General features: G+C 62.8%; 16 protein-coding genes and 1 pseudogene. 7 read left to right on the top strand and 10 right to left on the bottom strand.

Annotated features, from left to right (window positions below; translation table 11 throughout):
- Nucleotides 1–314: pseudogene (locus EOA38_RS06625) on the top strand ((2Fe-2S)-binding protein); the annotation flags it as partial.
- Nucleotides 315–520: 206 nt separating this feature from the next.
- On the opposite strand, the gene EOA38_RS06635 reads toward EOA38_RS06625, so the two are convergent.
- Both EOA38_RS06635 and EOA38_RS06640 read right to left on the bottom strand, forming a co-directional pair.
- Nucleotides 521–1,687: an ATP-grasp domain-containing protein gene (locus tag EOA38_RS06635; RefSeq protein WP_126094819.1), complete on the bottom strand. Its 1,167-nt coding sequence runs from the start codon at nt 1,685–1,687 to the stop codon at nt 521–523.
- Nucleotides 1,688–1,750: 63 nt separating this feature from the next.
- A complete protein-coding gene (locus tag EOA38_RS06640; protein ID WP_245464738.1) occupies nt 1,751–3,016 on the bottom strand; it encodes an amidohydrolase in 1,266 nt (421 codons plus the stop codon).
- A 15-nt stretch (nt 3,017–3,031) separates the two neighbouring features.
- Between EOA38_RS06640 and EOA38_RS06645 the strand changes: the two genes are divergently transcribed.
- Nucleotides 3,032–3,859, top strand: a complete 828-nt coding sequence (locus EOA38_RS06645; protein ID WP_126094818.1) for an AraC family transcriptional regulator — start codon at nt 3,032–3,034, stop codon at nt 3,857–3,859.
- Nucleotides 3,860–3,905: 46 nt separating this feature from the next.
- Here EOA38_RS06645 and EOA38_RS06650 read toward each other — a convergent pair whose 3' ends face one another.
- Both EOA38_RS06650 and EOA38_RS06655 read right to left on the bottom strand, forming a co-directional pair.
- Entirely contained in the window at nt 3,906–4,682 is a 777-nt protein-coding gene (locus tag EOA38_RS06650; protein ID WP_126094817.1) for an OmpA family protein, read from the bottom strand.
- A gap of 87 nt (nt 4,683–4,769) precedes the next feature.
- A complete protein-coding gene (locus EOA38_RS06655; RefSeq protein ID WP_127298798.1) occupies nt 4,770–8,003 on the bottom strand; it encodes a DUF6212 domain-containing protein in 3,234 nt (1,077 codons plus the stop codon).
- 265 nt (nt 8,004–8,268) lie between these two features.
- Between EOA38_RS06655 and EOA38_RS06660 the strand changes: the two genes are divergently transcribed.
- Nucleotides 8,269–9,225, top strand: a complete 957-nt coding sequence (locus tag EOA38_RS06660) for a glycosyltransferase family 2 protein (RefSeq protein ID WP_189434526.1) — start codon at nt 8,269–8,271, stop codon at nt 9,223–9,225.
- 37 nt (nt 9,226–9,262) lie between these two features.
- Here EOA38_RS06660 and EOA38_RS06665 read toward each other — a convergent pair whose 3' ends face one another.
- The gene (locus EOA38_RS06665; RefSeq protein WP_126094814.1) at nt 9,263–9,553 is read right to left on the bottom strand and encodes a hypothetical protein; all 291 of its coding nucleotides are present in this window, start codon (nt 9,551–9,553) and stop codon (nt 9,263–9,265) included.
- 148 nt (nt 9,554–9,701) lie between these two features.
- Nucleotides 9,702–12,404, bottom strand: coding sequence for a glycosyltransferase family 2 protein (locus EOA38_RS06670; protein WP_127298799.1), 2,703 nt, complete (start codon nt 12,402–12,404; stop codon nt 9,702–9,704).
- Between the two features lie 231 nt (nt 12,405–12,635).
- On the opposite strand from EOA38_RS06670, the gene EOA38_RS06675 reads away from it, so the two are divergent.
- Together EOA38_RS06675 and EOA38_RS06680 are read left to right on the top strand one after the other, a co-directional pair.
- Complete coding sequence (locus EOA38_RS06675) at nt 12,636–13,151, top strand: hypothetical protein (protein WP_245464737.1); 516 nt, start codon at nt 12,636–12,638, stop codon at nt 13,149–13,151.
- 132 nt (nt 13,152–13,283) lie between these two features.
- Nucleotides 13,284–14,024 (top strand): hypothetical protein, encoded by a 741-nt coding sequence (locus tag EOA38_RS06680; protein WP_126094812.1) that lies wholly within the window; start codon nt 13,284–13,286, stop codon nt 14,022–14,024.
- A 141-nt stretch (nt 14,025–14,165) separates the two neighbouring features.
- On the opposite strand, the gene EOA38_RS39005 is transcribed toward EOA38_RS06680, so the two are convergent.
- A complete protein-coding gene (locus EOA38_RS39005; protein ID WP_189350178.1) occupies nt 14,166–14,438 on the bottom strand; it encodes a hypothetical protein in 273 nt (90 codons plus the stop codon).
- On the opposite strand from EOA38_RS39005, the gene EOA38_RS06685 reads away from it, so the two are divergent.
- Nucleotides 14,428–16,809, top strand: a complete 2,382-nt coding sequence (locus tag EOA38_RS06685) for a sulfatase-like hydrolase/transferase (RefSeq protein WP_189434528.1) — start codon at nt 14,428–14,430, stop codon at nt 16,807–16,809. The genes EOA38_RS39005 and EOA38_RS06685 overlap by 11 nt on opposite strands.
- A 26-nt stretch (nt 16,810–16,835) precedes the next feature.
- On the opposite strand, the gene EOA38_RS06690 is transcribed toward EOA38_RS06685, so the two are convergent.
- The 3 genes from EOA38_RS06690 to EOA38_RS06700 are packed head-to-tail and all read right to left on the bottom strand — an operon-like array spanning nt 16,836 to nt 19,853.
- Nucleotides 16,836–17,819, bottom strand: coding sequence for an NAD-dependent epimerase/dehydratase family protein (locus EOA38_RS06690; RefSeq protein WP_126094809.1), 984 nt, complete (start codon nt 17,817–17,819; stop codon nt 16,836–16,838).
- 34 nt (nt 17,820–17,853) lie between these two features.
- Nucleotides 17,854–18,930: a glycosyltransferase family 2 protein gene (locus EOA38_RS06695; protein WP_127298800.1), complete on the bottom strand. Its 1,077-nt coding sequence runs from the start codon at nt 18,928–18,930 to the stop codon at nt 17,854–17,856.
- Between the two features lie 5 nt (nt 18,931–18,935).
- Nucleotides 18,936–19,853, bottom strand: a complete 918-nt coding sequence (locus EOA38_RS06700) for a lysylphosphatidylglycerol synthase domain-containing protein (RefSeq protein WP_126094807.1) — start codon at nt 19,851–19,853, stop codon at nt 18,936–18,938.
- 475 nt (nt 19,854–20,328) lie between these two features.
- Between EOA38_RS06700 and EOA38_RS06705 the strand changes: the two genes are divergently transcribed.
- The coding region (locus EOA38_RS06705; protein WP_245480786.1) for a DUF995 domain-containing protein at nt 20,329–20,731 on the top strand (403 nt) is incomplete at its 3' end.

Raw genomic sequence — 20,731 nt, forward strand, 5'->3', positions numbered from 1 at the left:
GGCTGGTGCTCGCCACCACCTTTCATCTGCGCCAGGCGGACGAGCGCACCGTCGAGGGCGTCGGTTGGCTGATCGGCCAGCGGCAGGGCTTGCTCGGCGAGTTGAAGGCGCTCGCCTTCAAGCCGCTGTTCACCATCGCGCTGCATCAGGACCGCCGGGTGCTGAAATCGGCAAGCGACAACGCCCGTTTCGCGCCGCCGGCGCTGCCGGTGATCGGCCCGCTCGATTTCCTGCGCCGCGACATCGCGGCGATCATGGAGGGGAAAATGCCGCCTTCGGCGAGTGAACCGAGGGTGTATCAGATCGAGTTGTGATCGCGACACTAGAAAGCGGCGTCTCATTCCGTCACACCCCTCTCTGTCCTGCCGGACATCTCCCCCGCAAGGGGGGAGATTTGCTGTCGCACCGGCTTTCGCCAATCTCCGACGCTGCAATAAGGGCGCCGAAGGCGAAGCTGATAATCTCCACCCTTGCGGGGGAGATGGCCGGCAGGCCAGAGGGGGGTGCTGTCCCGCCAACGTCAGCGGCAATCTGCCGGCCCGTTCCACTCGATATCGCGCGTCGACGCCGCCTGCAGGCTGATGCGCTGGCACCAAGCCACGCGGGCGATCTCGGCCAATGCCGTCCACTGCGCCTTCACCGGCGCCGGGTCGCCCGGCCAGTCGAGCAATTCCTGGCCTTCGCGCATCGCCGTTCGAAAGTGGGCGAGACCGCCGGAGTGCAAGGCCGCCGGCAATCCATAAATCCACATGGCAAGCCGCACGGTTTGCGGTGCGACCACATCGGGGGCGGCCTCAGGCCCGTCGTCCAGCATCGCATCGGCAAACCGCACCGGATCGCGGAAAAAATGCAGGCCGCTGACGGCGCGCGGATTACATTCCAGCGGCAGCACGCGACCGTCCGCCTCGCGCATCAGGTCGAACGAGATTTGCCCGGTCCATGACGTGCCGGCAACGATGCACTCGACCAGCTCTCGCGCTGCCTGATCCTCGACCCGCTCGAAGAAGATGCCGGCGCCCTTGCCGGCGCGGTAGAGCGAACGATAGAGCGCCAGCCCCTTGAGCCTGCCTTCGCGCGCCACCGCATAGGCGCTGATCTCCTCGCCATCGATGAAACGCTGCGCCACCCAAGGCATGGCGGGAGAGGGGACGATGGCATCGAGGAAGTCCGGCGTCGGACGCAGCAGCACCTGGCTGGCGAAGCGCGACCAGACCGGCTTGAACACCAGGTCGCGCGAGCGGCGGCGGACCGCCTCCAGATCGTCGCGAGAATTGAGCAGAGTGGTCTCCGGCACCGTCAGCCCGAGGCGCTCGGCCAGTCGGACGAAGCTGTACTTGTTGTGGACCTCCGCCAGCAGGTCGATGTCGGGGGCGAGTAGCGGCGCCGGCATCCTTCGACCACGCCAGGCCAGCGCGAGATAAAAGACTTCCTCGCACGTCGGGATGACGAGGTCTACGCCTTCAGCCCGGACCAGCGTCTCGACCATCTCGGCATAAGCCTGCGGCTCGAAGCGCGGCGGCGGCAGGCGATGATAGCGCGCGCAGGCCTTGCTTGCGGCCGCGATCGGCCGCGCCGGCGTGTCGGCCAGGATCACCTGGCGGCCGGCGCCATGAAGCAGGCGCGCCAGATGCAGCGCCACCGGCGCGCGCGCGCCGGTGATGAGCACGGTCTTGTCAGTCCCCGGCATCAGATCTCGCGGTCGTTTCGATCGCTCGACCGTTGCGCGAAATCTCCACGCTTGGCAATCGCGCTACCTCCCGCCGACCGGCAGCGCGCGCTGGACGACATTGAGGAAGAAGCGGATGCCGATCGGGATGATGGCGTCGTTGAAGACGAAGCGGTCGCCATGCAGCCCGGCGCCGGGGCCGACATCGCCGGCGCCGATCCAGACATAGGCGCCGTCGCCGACGCCCTGCAGCAGGAAAGCGAAATCCTCGCAGCCCATGCTGGGCTGGAACTCGGTCGAGACGTGTTCCGCACCAACCGTGTCCGAGCCGGCCAAGGCTGCGAGTGCCGCTCCGTTCGCCGGGTTCACCACCGGTGGATAGCCGCGCTTATAGGACAGTTCGGCGCTGACACCGTGGATCGCTGCCGTGGAGCGCGCCACGCGCTCGATCTCGGCCGCGCAATGGTCCGAGAGCGCGCGGTCGTAGAAGCGGCAGGTGCCTTCGACCTTCACTTCGCCCGGGACGAAATTATTGAAGCGGCCGCCATGGATCTGCGTCACAGACAATACGGCCGGCGACAGCGGATCGACGCTGCGGGAAACCAGCCGCTGGATCGCTGTCACGAAGCTTGCGGCGGCCAGCAGCGGATCGTCGCCCAGATGCGGCATCGCCGCGTGGCAGCCGCTGCCGCGAAAGACGATCTCGAAATCGTCGACCGCCGCCATCTGCGGTCCGGCGCGCACGCCGATATGGCCTTCCGGAAAACCCGGCCAGTTATGCACCGCAAACACCTGATCGACCGGAAAGCGCTTCAGCAGCCCGTCCTCGATCATCTTCTTGCCGCCGCCGAGCACTTCCTCGGCCGGCTGGAAGACAAACACCACCGTGCCGTCGAAGTCCTCGTCCTCGGCCAGCAATTTCGCCGCGCCGAGCAGCATGGCGGTATGGCCGTCATGGCCGCAGGCATGCATGACGCCGTCCTTGCGCGAGGCGTAGGCGACATTGGCGGCTTCCCTGATCGGCAGCGCGTCCAGCTCGGCGCGCAACGCGATGGCCTTGCCGCCCCTGCCTTTCGTCAGCGTCGCCACCACCGCGGTGGCGCTGACATCGGTGTGAACCGCAAGGCCGAATTCCTTCAGCTTCGCCGCGACGAAAGCCGCTGTCTCGTGCTCGGCAAAGCCGAGCTCCGGATTGGCGTGGATCGCCTGCCGCCAGCCGATCACCTCCGGCACGATCGCCGCTATCCTGTCGTTGTTCTGCATCGTCGTGTCTCCGCTCTCGATTGCGGCGATGTTGCCGATGCCTTCGGCTTCCGTCTTGAACGGGATTGACGGGCAGGACGGTTTCAAGAAAGGCTGCTGGCCATGAGCGATGCCGGCGAGCAAAGGGAGCGCGAAGCAGCAAGGCTGACCAGGCATGAGGGCCTTGGCGGCCTGGAAATGCTCGCCGCCCGCTACCGCGACCATGCCTACGCGCTGCACACGCATCCGACCTGGGTGTTCGGCGTCGTGGTGGCCGGCGTCGAGAAGCTGAGGATCGGCCGCCGCCAGCATCTGGCGCCGGCGGGCTCGATCATCATCGTCAATCCGGAAGAGCCGCATGACGGCGAGAAAGGCGCTCCCGCCGGCTGGGCCTACCGCACCTGCTATCCCGACGTCGCGCTGATGGCCGAGATCGCCGAGGATATCGAGCAGTCGCGATTGCCGATGTTCAGCGAGGGCATTGTCGAGGCGCCGGAACTGGCGTGGGCCTTCGTGAAGGCGCATCGCCTGGCCGGGAAGCTCGAGCAGGAAGCGGCCATGCTCATGGCGCTGCGCGAACTGGCCAGCCGCTTCGGCGACCGCAAGGTCCGCGATCGCGCTTCGGATGGCGGTGAAACGGCGCAGCGCTTCCGCCTCTATGGCGAGCTGATTGCCGAAGATCTTTCTGCCGGCTTCGATCTCGCTCGATTGGCGGCGACGGCCGGGGTCACCCGCTTCCAGGTCATCCGCGATTTCCACCGCGCCGCCGGCATGACGCCTGGACAATATCTGCGCGACCGCCGTATCCGCGCCGCCTCGGCGCTGATCAAAACCGACATGCCGCTGGCCGAGATCGCCGCGGCGACCGGCTTCGCCGACCAGAGCCATCTCACCAGGGTGTTCAAGGCGATCAAGGGACTTGCGCCCGGCGCCTGGCGCGCCGCGGCGTGAGCGTCGCGCGGCACGTTGTACCGGCGTTGCGCCGGCGGCCGGCGCGCTACATCAGCGACGCCGTGGCCAGACGATTCTTGGCGGTGTTCGGCTTCTTGTCGCCGACATAGTCCACATGCGTGTCGATGAGCCGGTCGCTGTCGATGCCGGCGGCGGTTAGGATGTCCATGATCGCCTTGACGCGCTGCTTGGCCAGGTCCTTGTTCGTCTTCGCGGTGTTCGCGCCGGTGAATTCCTTCGCTGCCATCGCTGTCAATTCCACGTTGCAGCGCGTGTCTTTGATGCTGGTGGCAAATTTCTCGAGGTCACTTTTGACCTGCGGCGAAATCACAAGAGACTGGCTGTCGAAGAACATGGGGACCTGCAGAGGACTCCTTTTCTCATACTGCCGGCAGGAGATTCCTTGCTTCGGAAGCGCGTACAGAATCGCACTCCGCGCCTGTTTCGTATCCGCGGCGCTGTCATCGACCCAGTGCGAAAGCGCCAGCACCATTTCGGGTTTCACACCTTGCGTCTTGAGAAAATCCTTGGTCGCGTCGAGCCTGCGGCCGGCTATGCCATCGGCCTTGGTGTAATTGCCTTCTTTGCTCGCCGTCGCGTAAAGCCTGTAGCCGCAATCGCGCCCGCTGTCTTTCAGGAACGCCGCCAGCGAATTGGCGGTTTCGTCCGAAATCTTTCCTTCGCCCTTCTTGAACAGGACACGGTACGAATTCCATTGGGTGCATTTCGGCCCGACGTCACGTTCCTGGGCGGTCGCTTTGAACGAAGCCGCGCTGCCAGCGACGATAAAAATCGCCAGGATGAGGCTGAATACAGACTTCATCTTCAAGATACCTCCCCAGGACGACCCCGTCTATTACCGCAGTTCTTGGTGCTGCCAAGTAACGTTCGCGCGACTGCCTCGCCCGCCTCAATCCCACACGAGCAACAGCTTGCGCCAGAAGGCGTTGGACGGCATGGGTTTCGAACCGCGCGGCAGCCGGATCGCCAGATAGATCGTCAGCCATTTGCGATCGATTTCCCGGATGGAAACCTTCAGGTCATGCAGCTCGAAAGGTTTCGAAACCCGTGTCCATCCGGAGAACGCCAAGGCGCCGACGGGAGCGTCGCGGTTCCAAACGAGTTTTTCCTCCGGCCTGCCGAGAGCCATGGCGAACTCGAACGGCGACGCCTCCTCGTGGGCCATCTCCACCGTCGCGATGGCGCTCCTGGCAAATGCCGGAAAAGCGGCGTTGAGCGCGGCTACGACCGGGCCATGCGTGCTCGGCCGCAGGAATATGCCGCCATTGTCGCCAGCGACGAGAAGCAACGGCAGTTCGGAGGGATAATTCGTCACGAGCGTCGAATGCTTCAGTTCCTCGCCTGTCAGCCGCCGCGTGCGTTGGCGCGATTGCGGCGCGTTGAGGCGTGGGCGCCTCGCGTCGGGCGAGACGACACTGCGGATCTTGATGCTTGAAAAACCGCCGAGCACCGGCGCGTCGGGCCGATTGCCGCCACATCTGACGGCAAGCAGCAAATCGCGCCTGGCTGATGCCGGCGTGTCGACGCTCGCCATGATCTCGCGGGGTTCATGCGGGCGGCTGACATCGGCCCAGCCGCTTCCATCGCCATTTTCGAGGAGCCGAGCGAGATCGCTGAAAGTCCGGTTTTCCGCATCGACGATCGCGATCTGAAACTGCGCCGGCCCGGTCAATGCTTCGTCGAGGTAGACCCAGCAATCCGCGCCGACTGTGCCGGGTGGGCAGACGCCCTTCAGCAAAGCCATTGAGACAATATTGCCCTTGGCCTGGACGAACAGTTGGTCCGGCGATTGTTCGACATAGGTCAACAGATCGGGATCGGCATCCGGATACGAGCCGACATGGGCAAGGCGCAGGACCTCGGCCGGGAGGTATCGCTCGCGCTGAAGCGCGGAATACAGTTCCGGCACGGTGTCCTCGGCCGTCGCGTCGAGCAGGTCGACGACACCCAGCGTGAAGTCCGATCGCCCGGAATGGGCGAGAAGCGAAATCGCCGTATCGGGCCTGCCTTCGCGCGCCGCAATCTCGGCCAGCAACTGCATCGCGTCGGTGGAATTGGCGGGGGCCGAGCTTAGCCGCAGATAACGATCATCCTTGACGCGCAGTTCCAGGTTCCAGAGGTTGAGTTCCTTTTCATGATCGGCGGTGTTCGAGCTGATGCCAAGCTGCACGAACATGTCGGTGTGCGCGAATTTGTGCTTTCGGAACACATTGATGATCGGCCTGCGGTTCCTCAGCCATTCTGCATTCCGGTTCATGCCCGTCGGCGAGGAGCGGTACCAGTAGAGCGGCTCCGGGATCGTGACGATCGTGAGACCTGCCAGATCGGCGCGCAGGAAGAACTCCCAGTCGCTCGCCGAAAAGCCGCGCTCCTCGTTGAGGTACCCTACCTTGTCGAACACCTCACGCCGGAACATCGCATTGGCATCGCCATAGGGATTGGTGATCAGGGCGATGTCCGGAGGGCCGCCGACCGGAAAATAGAGCATATAGCCGCTTTTGGTGTCCGGCGGCACGAAGGGCTCATTGAGCCACTTGGCAAAGGTCGTGCAGATGTCGGCGCCGGACTTTTGCACACCGGCGACGAATGTGCTGACCGCATTCGGAAACAGTGCGTTGTCGTCATCCAGGAACAGGATCAACGAACCCTTCGCGGCTCGAATTCCGGTGTTGCGTGCCTTGCCGAGGAAACCATTCTTCTGCCGGATGATGCGCCAGCCGCGCCGCTTGAATTCGGGCTCCAGTTCCGCCAGCAGCTCGATTGCCTCCGGATCCGTGCTGCCGTCATCGACGACGATCAATTCGATGTTGGGGTAGTCCTGGCGCCGAACCGAGGCAATCGCCTGCGGCAGCAGGCGCGCCCGATTGTAATGCGCCGTGATGATCGAAACGAGCGGCAGAGCGCCTCGGCCGCGGCCGGCGGCCTTGCCGGGCTGCCGGCACAGTTTGGCGTGCAGCTTGCTCCAGGCCTTTTCGCGTGCGTCGCGGTTCTGCAGCGGCTTTGCAGGGCGGAACGAGGGGCTCTCCAGCGTTGAAGCGATCTTGGCCGCGATCCCGGAAGGCGACGCCTCCATCATGACGGCGTCGGCGGATTTCGGATGGAGCAGGTCACGCACGCTGCCGACATCCGTCGCGATGAACGGAATCTCCTCGTCGAGGCACGCCACGACATCCAGCGGAAGTTGCGCGGCCGAATGGGTGATTGCCACCAGCGCACGACTCTGCCGTAGGTAACGGAAGATTTCCGGCACGTCCCGGATGGGCAGGAGCTTCAGTTTGAACGGCCATTGTCGAGCCCGCCGAACGATCATGCCGCCCGAGTGCTCGCCGAGCACATGCCCAAACGCTCCGACGACCGTCACGGCGATGTCGGTCACGCTGGCGTCGGCCAGGCGATCGAGCGCGTCGCAGAACAGCGTCAGTCCGCTGCGCGCTTCCGTGCCTGAAAAGTGCACCACTTCCGCAGTCGGCCGGTCTCGTGGCCTGTAGCGGTCGAGGGTGAAGTCCGAACGCCACTCCTCAGGCTCAAGCGGCGTCGCGATGTGCCGGCTGGCGGGCAGCTTCCAGCCCGCCTTGGTCATCCAGTCGAGCAAAGACTGGCCGGTTACGACGATATGGTCGCAGGTTTCCGCCGACATCCTTTCCATATGCGCGACGGTCATCTGCTCCTTACGCTCGACCGCCCGGGCATTCGCCTCCAGTTTCCACATCAGTGGCTCGTGCGCGAGCACCACGAGCACGGGAGGATCGGGAAACACCCCCGTGCGCTTGGCGACGGTCGGGAAGTGCGCCAGTCCGCCCTCGAGCGAAAAATAGACGACGTCGAAAGCGTTCTGCTTGAGGTAATGATAGACGGCTACAGAATTCTTGTCGCTCGACTCCATTCCGCGCAGCAATTCGGGCGATGACGGCAGCAGTTCGAGCCGCACCAGGAAATTATCGAAGCACCATTTGGCGAGCCTCGCGATCTCCTGCTCGTCGGGTTGGCTACCGAGTGGGTTTGCCACCCATAGCAGCGTGACCGTGTCACCGATCTTCGCCAGATGCTGCGCCAGCGCGTAGGTCGCCGAGCCGGGATCGGCGGTCACCGTCGAGCCGAACGCGACCTCCGAGACGACACACACATTCCGGGGCTTCTGGCTTGCCTGTCGCTTGCGCGCAGCAATCGCGCCTGCCTTAGAACCAATGCTCAATCAGTCCCCCTCGATCATCAGCCGCAGCGGGTCGAGACAGTCTTGCAAAGAGTAGGATAACACTTTGATAATTGTCTCGCGGGGATAATCGGCTTACCCATATCGCACCCGCATTCGCGTAACCCGGATCAACGCTCGGATGCCCATCCATCGGTCTCCAAAACACCTCGAAAGGCTGGACGATCGGCCTATCGATGTGAGCAAAGGCGAGATCCTGTGCTTTGTGGGACTGCGCAACGAAGCGACGTTGCTGCCGCATCTTCTCGATCACTATCGCAGCCTCGGCGTCGACCGCTTCTTCTTCCTGGACAACGGCTCAACGGATGGAACGCGTGAGCTGATACTGGCGCAGCCGGACAGCCATTGCTTTCACACCGAAGGGTCGCATTTCGCGGAGAACATCACTCCGCCGCGATGGATCAACACGCTGATGCGCGTGTTCGGCTCCGGCCACTGGTGCCTATCGGTCGATGCCGACGAACTGCTCGTCTATCCCGATTTCGAGCGTGTGAACCTGCGCCGGCTTTGCGGCTATCTGGACTCGACCGGCGCCGAGGCTGTGATCGGCTCGATGATCGACATGTATGCCGACGGGCCGCTGGCGGAATGCAGCTATGACGGCAAAAGCCCTCTTGTCGAGGCGTCGCCTTATTTCGATCCGGAGCCTGGGTGGCTGCGCGCGCGCGACGGTCTTTATCCGCCCGAGCAGATGTTCGGCGGCGTGAGGGAACGTGCCTTCTGGCACGGCCGGTTCAAGCAGACTTTCCCTCCGTGCCTGACCAAGGTGCCGATCGTGCGATGGGGCAGGAGCACGCACTACCATGCGGCGCAACATACGATCAGCGAGGTTCGTTTCAGCGAACTTCGCATCGCGCTGCTGCATTTCAAATTCATCTGGGGCTTTCAGCAGAAATCGGCATCTTCCCTGGGCGAGAATGCGCAACTCAAGGAAAAGACGCTTGAGGAGCGCGCTGCCTACATGGAAGCACTGGAACGCGATCCGAAATTGTCGCTTCGAAACAGCCGGTCTGTCCACTATCGCGGCGACAGCGCGCAGCTCGTGGAACTTGGCTGGATGAAATCCTCGGACCGCTACGCCGAATACGTCGCGAAAACGACCAAGCCGCGGTCAGAGGAAACCGCGGCCACCTGAGCTGGCGATCTGATGAGTCGGAAGAGGCCGCTGGTGTTTAACCGCCGTAGCGGTGTCCACCGTCGCCGTTGCCGTTGCTGCCGCCATCTGCCGAAAACTGCGCCAGGCTGTTGAGGGCCAGCGCCTTGCAAGCCGTCGGCGCGTTCGGATAACGGTGCAAATAGTCCTCGAGCGCCTCGATCGTGCCGATCTTGAGGGCCTGCTCGCAAGCGAGCTCGGCTTCCTTGACCGGAGCAACTTCGATTTGTGCCTGCGCCGCGTTGGAAAAAGCGACGCTCACGCCCAGAATGCTAAGTCCGCCCAACAGCAGCGACTGGATCTTACGCATGACAAACCCCTTTCCACCACATGCCCCATAAACCTTAATAATATAACCGGTTAATAATTTGTCAACCATAACGGGAGGTTATCGGGGTGAGTGTGGAGCGCCAAGCCGGGTTAACCTTAACCGCGGCAGCATGGGTCTCGGGCAGCGCTCAATCGCTGAAAAGCGTCAGCTTTCGAAAGAAGGCATTGGTTGGAAAACCGTTGGGAGTTTCCGCGAAACGAACCGCCAGAATGATCGAGAGCGGCGTTTTGTGCCGCACGCGAAGCGACGCCACCAGGCGGTGGCGCGCGAACTTGTCCCGAACGGCCGTCCATCCGGAAAAAGCGATGGTTTGCCGAGCGATGTCCTGCTGCCAGTCGATGATCCAGTCGGGGCGGGCGAGGGCAAGGCCGAAGTCGATTGCCGGCGCGTTGGAATGCGCGACTTCCACTGCTGCCTCCAGCCTGCGGAAGAAGGGTGGAAATTGTTGATCGAGCGACGCCGCGACTGGCCCGTCCAGATGCGGTCGCAGGAATATCCCGCCATCGTCCCGCGCCACCAGGAGCAATGGAAGATCGCAGACGCGCGGCGTGAGAAGCCTAGCGCTCCTCAGCGCTTGAAAGGCGAGGCTGCGTGAGCCGTGGGCTCCATCGGCCTCGTCTGGAGTGTCCTCACTGGTCCTGGCTGCGTCCCCCTCAAGCAAGGTCGCCGCGGTATCGGGACGCCCGGTCGCCAGGGCGATGGCGGCGAGGCTTCCGATGGCCGCATCGCTGTTCGGTTCGAGATCGCAGAGTTCGAGATACTTTCGATAGGCGGGGGTATATCTCAGGTTTTCGCGCGCGCTTTCGATTTCGGATCGTGCCGTGTTCTGGGCGATGGCAAGCTGATACAGCAGCCCGGCGTCGTCGAATCGGCCCGACCTGAACGCCTCGATGATGGGACGGCGATTGTCGTACCAGTTCGAGGTCCGGAACATTCCGTCCGGCTTCGAGCGATACCAGTAAAGCGGCTTCGGAATCGGCCGGATCCTCAGCCCGGCAAGGGAAGCTCGCGCGAAGAATTCCCAGTCGTGCATGGCATAGCCAGGCTCTTCGATCAGAAACCCGATCTGTGAGAAAACCTCTCGGCGCACCATTGCATTGGCATCGCCATAGACATTGTGGATCAGGCCGAGAGCGTCGGGGCCGCCGAGCGGCAAGTATTGGATCAGCCCGTCCGCCCGGTCCGCGGGAACGAAATCCTCGTAGAAGATCAGTTGGAAGGCGGTGCAGATATCCGCTCCAGATGCCGTCATGGCGCGGACGAACTGGTCGACGGCCTCTGGAAAAAGCGCGTTGTCATCATCCGCGAACAGGATCAACTCGCCACGCGCGGCGCGGACACCGGCGTTTCGCGCGGCGCCAAGGTGTTTGTGCGGCCGGCGCAAGATCTTCCATCGGCGCTGACGGAAGGCCGGCTCCAGCGCATCCAGCAACCGCCTAGCTTCATCCTGGTCGCTTCCGTCATCGACCAGCACTAGTTCCAGCCGGTCGTAGGTTTGCGCTTCGATCGCCGCGATCGCCTGTTTCAGATAGAGCGGCCGGTTGCGATGGGCCATGACGATCGAAACCAGCGGCGCCGGACCGGCGCGCTTGCCAACGCGCCGGCGTACGGCCGATGCCGGCGGATTGCGTGTGGCGAGCCAGGCCTGCCGACAATGACCAGAAACGTCTATCCGCCGCGGGCGGGGCGGGCTGCCGAGCGCGGCCAGGATCGAGCGGGCCAACTGGCCGGCGTCAGGCTCGACCAATCGAGGCTGCTCCGCCTCTGCGTTCCACGCCTCGGCATTGGCGCCGGCGTTGGTGGCAACGAACGGCAATCCCGCCGCGATACAGGTGGCGACGGCGGCGCCTGTCGATGCGGCAAGCGAAGGGATGACCGCCAACGCACCGTTGCGCTGGACGTAGTCGAGCTTCGCATCCAGATCCGCGGCGGGCAAAATCTTGAGCTTGAACGGCCATTTCTCGGCCCGGCGCAGAAGCAGTCCGCCGCTGTGCTCGCCCATGATCTTGCCGAAGGGAGCAAACGCCGTAAGGGTCAGGCCTGGGGGCGCCGACGGCGCGAGCAAGTCCAGCGCATCGCAAAGCAGCGTCAGGCCATCACGAAACCGCGCCGTGGAGAAGACGGCGAGCTCTCGCACAGGTCCGCTTTTGGGCGCCGGCCGCGCACCGGCCCGGCCGATGCCGGCGGACAGCGGCAACATCGGCATCACCGCCGCCTTGCGGACCTTCCAGCCTTTCGACAGCATCCACTTGCGCAGCGTGGCGGAGGCACAGATCGTCCGGCCTGCCATCTCCGCGCAGTATTTTTCCATATAGGCGATGGCGATCGCCTCGGTGCTTCCCATGAAGGCCTTGTCGGCTTCGCGCGCCCATTCCTCCGGAGCGTTGGCGAAGACAATGATCGGCGGAGGCGCGAAGGCCCCGGTTTCGGCCGCCAGCAGCGTGTAATAAGCCAATCCGCCCTCGAGGGGCGCGTAGACCAGATCGTGATTGGACCGTTCGAGGTAATGCAGCAACGCCGCGGAGCGGCTCTCGGGCGTCGCCAGCGAAGGGAGCAGTTGATCGGACCTGTCGAGAACCTCCAGTTTGACCGAGGCGGCCTCGAATTCCGAGCGGTACGCTGCCACCTCGTCGGCAGACGGCACATCCCGGCCGACAACCCACAGCAGGATGACGTCGTCTCCGTCCTCGGCGAACAGCCTGGCAAGTTCGCCGGGCGCCGTGGCGTCGTCGATGTCGACGTCGAGCCGGATCGCTTGCGTCACCACCAAGATGCGGCGACGACCGCCTTGCGGCTTCGACGGCTTCCTCAGCTTGCTCCCAATGGCCATTGCCGGTTCCTCTGCCCCAAATTCATAAGCAGCGTTCTTCCGCTTCTGTGCCTTTTGACCATCCCTGGTTTACTTTTCGGTGATCATCCTTCTGCGCCGTTGGTAAACCAAGACCATCAAGCGGTCCCTAAAAAGGCTGTACAATCAATCGACTGTTACAAGTTTAGCGACACGGCATAACCAATCTTTACGCGTCCCGGCTAATCGTTCACGGCATAGCAGGAGGCGCAAATGAAAACGACGGTGAAGTTTCTCGCTGCGCTCGGTCTGATGGGCGCGATGGTCTCAACGAGCTCTGCAGGGGAATTGCTGCGTCCGCGCATCAGTCTCGGCACCGCCAACGTCAAGACGATCAGCGGCGATCGCGGTGGCTATGTGATCGACTATGCCATCCGTGCCTTGAAGCTGCGGCGCAGCGGCGGCTTTGTGCGATTCGATGGTGCGTGCGACTCGGCCTGCACGCTCTATCTGTCCATGCCCAAGAGCAAGATATGCGTCACGCGCAACGCATCGTTCGGCTTCCATCTGCCCTATGGTGCCGGTGCGCGGGGCAATCAGGTTGCCGCGAACTTCATGATGAAGAACTATCCTGGCTGGGTTCGCGGATGGATCGCCAAGCGTGGTGGGCTGAAGAATTCCATCGCGACCATGACTTACGCGGATGCGAGCCGCTTCCTCCCGACCTGTCCGTCCGCGCAGCGTACGACCATCGCAAGCCTGAGCCCGACGCGCCTGCGTGGCGGCTGATCCTCGAGCCGGTGCTGGAATAAATCCGACGGCGGGTGCGTCATGCGCCCGCCGTTGCCGATTCATGCGACGGCTCTCAATTGAACGGCCATTGGTGTATTTTCAGACATCTGTTGATTGGGCGTGGTCCGAATGCAGTCTTGCCAAAAGTTCGTGCTGATCGCTTCGCCAAGAACCGGGTCCCAAGCGCTCAATCGCCATCTCAACCAGTATGACGGCATGGTCTTGCACGGCGAAGTCTTCAATCCGGGCTTTGTCGGCTTGCGCTATGACTACCATGAGAAAATGAACCTGCCGCGCGAACGCGTCGATCTGCGGGATGCCGAGCCGGAGCGCTTCATCGCGCGGATTTTCGACGATCCGTCGGCGCGCTTTGTCGGTTTTCACATATTTCCCGATCAGACCCGGCCGGCCATACTCCCCGTGCTCGAAGATGAGGGCGTCAAGAAGCTCTGGCTTGTAAGAAATCCGATCGCGTCCTTCGTCTCGCTGCTCGAGGCGGAGGCTTCTGGGGTCTGGACGGTGCACGCCTCCGATCCCGTCGCGTCCGATAGTCCGAGGAAAAAGGTGTACTTCGACATAGACCGGTTCAACGCCTATCTGCGCGAACTGAACCTGTTTCGCGCGAAGATCAGATCCGTGCTGTTCGAAACCCGGCAGCCATTTTTTCCGATCCATTACAGCGACATCGGCGATCCGCTGGTTGGCAATGCGATCATCGCCTATCTCGGCGGTTCCCAGCGCCTGGATCATTTCGAGACCGAGATCCTGAAGCCGCCGCAGCGGCCTTTCGTCGACCGTATCGAGAATTACTGGGAATTCGTAACCTATTTCAGAGCCGCCTCGACGGACGATCTGTATGCGTTCGGCTGATGTCCGGAAGGGAAGCCGGTTTGGCGAGAACCGGAGTGCCAAGGCCGTCTAGCTCAATCTTGTCGTCGTCGAAATTCGCCGGCTTGCCAATTCCGGCCGGCGCGCCCTTATCCGCCGTCAATCAGCGAAACCAATTGTCTTTCAATATGTTCGGTTAACCAGTTCTGAAGAGACATGGTTAATGCATACTTGATTTTGTTGACTCTTTTTTGGCCCGGGCTGATTCTGCAAGCGTGGGTTTGAAAGCTGCCGGCAGTGGTTGTGGCCGGAGCGCAAACTGGCGGCGGGCAATTGCATGAGTATCGGCGGCAATGTGGGATCGGCGAGCCGATCCGAAAGCGGCCAGGCGCAATCGAAGACGAAAACGGCCTTGACGCGGAACCTGCGCTTCAGGCGCATGTCCTTGCGCATCATTTGCACCAGCCTGTTGTCATGGCTGCTGCTGGGCGTCTACCGGGGCGTCATCCTCGATCCGCAAACGACACTTCAGGGCGTTCTGGCGTCCATCCCCATGGGATTGGCGGCAAGCTACTACGATCTGATCCTCGTTGCGTCACTGACGGCGGCAACGCTGATCCTGCTCTTTGCCGCAAAGGCAAGCAGGCTTGCCTTCGCGGCAATCGTCTTCCTCTTCTATCTCGTCGTCGTGGTGTCGCTGGCTTGGGGGTTTGCCAACATCAATCTCGTCAAGATGCTGGGTGAGCCATTCACGTTCCAGTGGCTGGTCTATGGCGACTTCCTGCAGAATGCCGACGCCAAGAATGCCATGGGCGACGCGCTCAATATGCGAGGCGCCGCGACCCTTGGCGGGTCAATCGTCTTGGTGCTGGTCCTCGGCTCCGCCGCAGGCAGGTGGGGCCACCGGCTGAGTTCCGCGGGTCACCGGGCGTTTCTGATAGCGCTGGTCCTGTGTGTCGGCGCGGCGCTGGCCGCTACCGGTTATCACGTGCGCGCGGAAGCGCTGCCGGCGCCGAAGGTCGACAATCCGCTCGTTTATTTCGTACAGTCGGCCTGGTTCAGTTCAACGCCGGTCATGCTGGCGATCGGCGCCGGCGCCGATGATCCCGATGTCGCCAGCGTCGGCGAGCGTCCGCCGGAAACATCAAGCTTCCAGGCGCCGACACCAAATCCGATCAAGAACGTGCTGATCTTCATGATGGAGTCGGTACCATCAAAGTACATCGAGACCTTTGGCGGCAAGTATCCGATTACGCCGAACATCAAGAGCTATGCCGCGGATTCCATCCGCTTCGACAACATCTATGCGCACGCGCCTTCCACCCACTACTCGATATTCTCCCTGCTGACCTCGATGTATAACGACATCTCGTTCTACGGGATGACCAGCAGGTACCCGTATCTGCCGTTGGATTCGATTTCCAACACGCTGTCCAAGCACGATTTTCGAACCGGGTTTTTCTGGAGTGCGGATTCCCGCTTCCAGCGAGTGGATGAGTTTTTGCTCAACAAGGGACTGGATGTGATCCAGGACTACCGAGGGCAAAAATGCGCCACCCCGACCTTCAAGCTCAGCACCGAGCAGTGGAAGAACATGGACTACAACAGCGATCTCTGCACGGCGCAATCGATCATCGACTGGATGAACAAGGATTCGGAGCAGCCTTTCTTCGGCATAATGTTCACGGCGATGACCCACTATCCCTACATCTCCGACAGCCCGATGTTCTCGAAGATGACGCCTTCCGCCAAAGACAGGGGGCCGATGCACTATGTCGATGATGAGAAATTCAACGCCTATCTCAACGCCTTGAAGGTCGGCGACACGGCGCTCGGTGAAATCCTTGAATCGCTGAAGCAGTCAGGGAAGCTCGATTCGACACTTGTCGTCATCCTGGGCGATCATGGCGAGGCGTTCGGGGAGCATGGCGAGTATATCCATGCCAGCGCGATCTACGACGAGAACGTCCACATCCCGCTGATCATGATCAACAAGCGCCTTTTCCATGACGAGGTCGCGCATCCGGTTGGCGGCATTATCGATGTCGCCCCGACGATCTTCGACGTACTCGGACTTCCACTGCCGAAGCAATGGCAGGGACGCAGCCTGTTCAGCGAGCAGCGGCCGAACAAGACCTTCTTCTTCAACCCCTGGGCCGGGTCCTTGCTCGGCTATCGCGAAGACGATCGAAAGGTGATTTTCAACGCGACCACCGGCAAGGTCGAAGAATACGACCTCAGGACGGATCCCGGGGAGAGGGCGAACCTCTTCAACGACGGTTCAAGCGACCGAACGGCGCTTTTGCAGCCGATCGCCGGATGGGTGCAGTCGCAGAAGCGGCGAATGGCAAACCTTGTCGCCGAGAACGAGACGGACGCCGGGCACTGCACCGCCATGTCTCTGGAGATCGACGCGGCCGGCACCGATTACCAGGGTCCGCCTCACTTCGACGTTCTCGTTGACGGCAAGCGACTTGCTGAAATCGCCGTCCAGGGCAAGGGGAGCAAGGCATCGACAAGCGAGGAGCGCGTGGCGGAACTGAACGATGCGGCAATGGACGCGCGGCCGTTCCGCATCGATCTCAGCGGCGCGCCCAATCCAAAGTCAATCGAGATTCGCTATATCAACGACCAGTGGGCCGGAGACGGCTCGCCCGGCGATCGCAACCTTTTCATCAAGAGCATCAAGGTGAACGGGCAGTTGGTGCCCAATGGCAAACTGCATGTCGATGAGCAATCCCATGGCTACACCGACGACAGCGGGACCGCCATGTACACCAATGGCTCGCTATGGGTCAGCGGCCCATTCATCGAAGGATGCATGTAGGGCAGGGGCCGGCGGCGGCTTATGCCCTACCTCTTGCCTTCCGGCCGCCATTCGTGCCGATACCAGTCGACGAACTTCGCCAGTCCTTCCTCGATCGACACTTTCGGCTTGAAGCCGAAGTCGCGTTCCAGCGCGCTGGTGTCGGCATAGGTCTTCTCGACATCGCCAGGCTGCATGGGCAGGTCCTCACGGATCGCCTTGACGCCAAGCAGGTTTTCCAGCGTCTCGATGAAGCGGCCGAGATGCACCGGCTGGCTGTTGCCGATGTTGTAGATCCTGTGGCGCTCAACGCCGGCCCCTGGCGGCTTGTCGAGAACCGCGATCACGCCCTCGACGACGTCGTCGACATAGGTGAAATCGCGCCACATCTCGCCATGGTTGAAGACGCGGATCGGCTTGCCGGCCAGCATTGCCTCGGTGAAGATCCAGGCGGCCATGTCAGGGCGCCCCCATGGACCGTAGACCGTGAAGAAGCGCAAACCGGTCTGCGGCAGGCCGAAGAGATGCGAGTAGGTCGAGCTGATCAGCTCGTCGGCCTTCTTGGTCGCGGCATATATCGACACCGGATTGTCGACGCGGTCGGTTTCCGCGAACGGCACCTTGGTGTTGCCGCCATAGACCGAGCTCGAGGAGGCATAGACCAGGTGCCTGACGCTGGGCGAGGCGCGGTAGAGCTCCAGCACCTCCAGATGGCCTGCGATGTTGGCGTGGATATAGGCGCGTGGATTTTCGAGCGAGTAGCGCACGCCCGCCTGCGCCCCGACATGGACGATGCCGCTGACCTGCGTTCCCTCGAGCTTCCCAGCCAGGGCGCCGGGCTCGGCGATGTCGAGCCGATGGAACGAAAATCCCTTGTATGGGGAAAGCCTGGCGAGCCGCGCCGCTTTCAGCGCGGGATCGTAGTAGGCGTTCATGCTGTCGACGCCGATCACCGCGTCGCCGCGAGCCAGAAGGCGTTGGCAGACATGGCTGCCAATGAAGCCGGCGGCTCCGGTCACCAGGACGGTCATGCGATCTTCACCTTGGGGCAGGGGGTGTTCGGCATCATTTCCGGCGCCGGCTTTTCTTGGCGCCCGCCGGCGGGCTCGGCCAATGCCAGCCGTCGCCTTCGCCATGCGCGGGCTGCGGCCGCGCCACATAAGCGAGGGAGACGTTCGCCTCGAGATAGACGCGCGAAAGCATTTCGGCGAGCACCCCCGATGTCACCGCCTGCAGCCCGGCGATCACCAGGAAGAAGCCGGTGAACAGCATCGGACGCGTTCCGATATCTTGTCCGAAAAACACCTTCAGGGCAAATAGATAGGTCAGGATCAGCGAACCGAGCACGCCGAGCACGATGCCGATGCCGCCGAAGAAATGGCCGGGCCTGGTGCGATAGCGCATGAAGAAGAACATGAAGACGAGGTCGAGCACCACGCGGAAGGTGCGCGAGATACCGTATTTCGACTGCCCGTGGATGCGGGCGTGATGGGTTACCACTTCTTGGGCGATGCGGCGCGGCGTCGTCACCGTCGCCAGCCACGCCGGGATGAAGCGGTGCATTTCGCCATAAAGCCGGACGCTGCGGATGACGCTGCCGCGGAAGACCTTCAGGCTGCAGCCATAATCCTTCAGCCGCACGCCGGTGACGCGCGCGATCAGCGAGTTGGCGATGCGCGAAGGCAGCCTGCGCATCCAGAAACCTTCCTGGCGGTTCTTGCGCCAGCCGGCGACGAGGTCGAAATCCTCGGTCAGCAGCCGGTAGACCATGCGCGGTATGTCGAACGGGTCGTTCTGCAGGTCGCCGTCGAGCGTCGCGATGACGTCGCCGCGGGCGGCGTCGAGGCCTGCCTGCATGGCCGCGGTCTGCTTGAAGTTGCGCACCAGTTCCACGCCATGCACATGCGGACCGTATTCGGCCGCGAGCCTGCGGATTTCGTTCGGCGTGGCATCGGTGCTGCCGTCGTCCACCAGCACCACTTCCCAGGGCTGGCTGTAGTTCTCCATCGCCTGGTGGATGCGCATGAGCAGCGGCTCGACATTGTCGGCCTCGTTATACATCGGAATGACGATGGAAAGCCTGTGCTCGGGCATGACGGCGCCCTCGGGCAGGCCCGAGACAGGAATGGGAAGCACGTTCATTGCGGTCATTTCCTTGCGGGTCCCGTGGCCGGGTTCTCCGGCAGCGTCGATTTGGAGGGAAACAGCCAGGCGATCGCGCCGGTGGCGACGGCCGAGCAGAGGATGAAGAGATGCAGTGCCAGCGCCGCCTGCAGGCCGTCCTTCACGGCGATGCCGGAATAGAGCAACGCCGCCGCGGCGCCCGCCTCGTAGGTGCCGAAGCCGGCAACGCCCTGCACCGGCAGGATGGCCGCGGCCTCGGCTCCGACAGCGCCGGGAAAGGCGGTCTGGAAGGAGGTGCCGAGCAGCATCGCGAGCAGCCATCCCTGCACGGCAAGCTTCAGCGTCCAATTGGCCACTGTCCACCACCAGCCGTAGCGGGAGCGCCCCGTGGCCTCGGTGAAGATGTCGCGCAATTTGCCGAGCTTCGAGACGATGCTGCCGCGATGGGCCCAGTCATGCGGCGCGCGCGCCCAGCGCGGCAGGTACCAGGCGACGGCAATCAGCGCCGCGATGCCCGCTGCCCGGAGCGCCGGATGGAGGCTCGGCCACACAAGGCAGGCAAGCACGCCGACGACGAAGGCATCCTGCAGCCTGAACCACAAGAGCGAGGCGCCGGCGCGCACGATCGAGATGCCGAACACCTGGCGAAGCAGCAGCGGGAAGGCGGTCTCGCCGCCGCGGAACGGCACCACGTTGATCATGGCGTTGTGGATCAGTATGACGCGCAGGCAGGCGCCGAAGCGGCCGTTCACCTCGTCGCGGAATTCGTCACAAACGCGCAGCGCGCGCAGCACATAGGTGACGAACAGCGCCAGCGTCACCGCCGCGAAGGCGCCGGGCGTGATGCTGGCAAATGCATCGCCGACCATCTTCCAGCGCGAGTCGCTGGCAAGCCATGCCAGCAGCGCCAGGGTGACGATTATCGATACCGCTCGCTTCAACCAATTCTCCGATGGCGTCCACCGCCGCGTTACGGCAAATGCTCCACTTTTCGAGGATGCTCCGCGCGGTCGGGGGCGGTTTGCATCGCCGGTTGCCTTGCCGGTTTCCTGTCCGGCGTGCGGCCGCCGAAATTCGGGCCTTGCCTGGTTTGCGGCCCGTTCTACGTCTCCGCTTCCATCAAGGGCGGCTGATCCTATAGACCAGCGGCTTGCTCAAATCCACAAGCTTGGCGCGGCCGCGATCACTGTCCGCAAAGCACTCTTGTTGCCTATGCAACGAAAGGTTGACACCGTTTCTCGGGCGACCATTAATAACACCCGGGGGCGGTAACTGCGATGTTGGGGAAGACCCAGCCTGGGTGGTGACGCCGAAAAGAAAGGCGACATCGGCATGTTATCGTTCATTGTGCAGACAGCTCGAAAAATATGGCCATCCGAACCAGCCAGGGGCGTGGGTCGCGATCGATCCGCCCGGATGCTAATCCTCGCCTGTGGGGGGATGGCGCTTTGCGGCGCCGCTCACGCGGCCGGCGCTCAGGAACCCGCGCCGGCTCACGCAGTCACCACGCCGACGGCGTTCGAGCTGCAGCTTTTCTATGCGGACCGCACCTGGAATTGGGACGACGGAGCCGCCTATTTCGCGCAAGACAGAAAGATGCGGGCCTTCACGTCCAAGCCCGATTCAACTTCTGTCGCCGAGGGCACATGGCATCTCAGCAACGACGGCAAGATGTGCATGGATCTCGTCTGGCGCTCGACCGCCTCTGCCGCAACGCCCGTTCGCACCTGCTTCAGCCATCGCGTCCAGAATGGAACCGTCCAGCAGCGCAGGGATCCGGATGGCCGGTGGTACAGCTTCAAGCACGCCTCGGAAGATC

It is taken from the genome of Mesorhizobium sp. M1E.F.Ca.ET.041.01.1.1 (assembly GCF_003997355.1).
Lineage (GTDB): Bacteria > Pseudomonadota > Alphaproteobacteria > Rhizobiales > Rhizobiaceae > Mesorhizobium.

Bases quoted from the DNA above. Each gene is read 5' to 3' on its own strand.
- EOA38_RS06665 (WP_126094814.1), bottom strand. From the start codon at position 9,553: ATGCGTAAGATCCAGTCGCTGCTGTTGGGCGGACTTAGCATTCTGGGC.
- EOA38_RS06690 (WP_126094809.1), bottom strand. From the start codon at position 17,819: ATGACCGTCCTGGTGACCGGAGCCGCCGGCTTCATTGGCAGCCATGTC.
- EOA38_RS06635 (WP_126094819.1), bottom strand. From the start codon at position 1,687: ATGCCGGGGACTGACAAGACCGTGCTCATCACCGGCGCGCGCGCGCCG.
- EOA38_RS06695 (WP_127298800.1), bottom strand. From the start codon at position 18,930: ATGAACGTGCTTCCCATTCCTGTCTCGGGCCTGCCCGAGGGCGCCGTC.
- EOA38_RS06670 (WP_127298799.1), bottom strand. From the start codon at position 12,404: ATGGCCATTGGGAGCAAGCTGAGGAAGCCGTCGAAGCCGCAAGGCGGT.
- EOA38_RS06680 (WP_126094812.1), top strand. From the start codon at position 13,284: ATGCAGTCTTGCCAAAAGTTCGTGCTGATCGCTTCGCCAAGAACCGGG.
- EOA38_RS39005 (WP_189350178.1), bottom strand. From the start codon at position 14,438: ATGATGCGCAAGGACATGCGCCTGAAGCGCAGGTTCCGCGTCAAGGCC.
- EOA38_RS06675 (WP_245464737.1), top strand. From the start codon at position 12,636: ATGAAAACGACGGTGAAGTTTCTCGCTGCGCTCGGTCTGATGGGCGCG.
- EOA38_RS06650 (WP_126094817.1), bottom strand. From the start codon at position 4,682: ATGAAGTCTGTATTCAGCCTCATCCTGGCGATTTTTATCGTCGCTGGC.
- EOA38_RS06645 (WP_126094818.1), top strand. From the start codon at position 3,032: ATGAGCGATGCCGGCGAGCAAAGGGAGCGCGAAGCAGCAAGGCTGACC.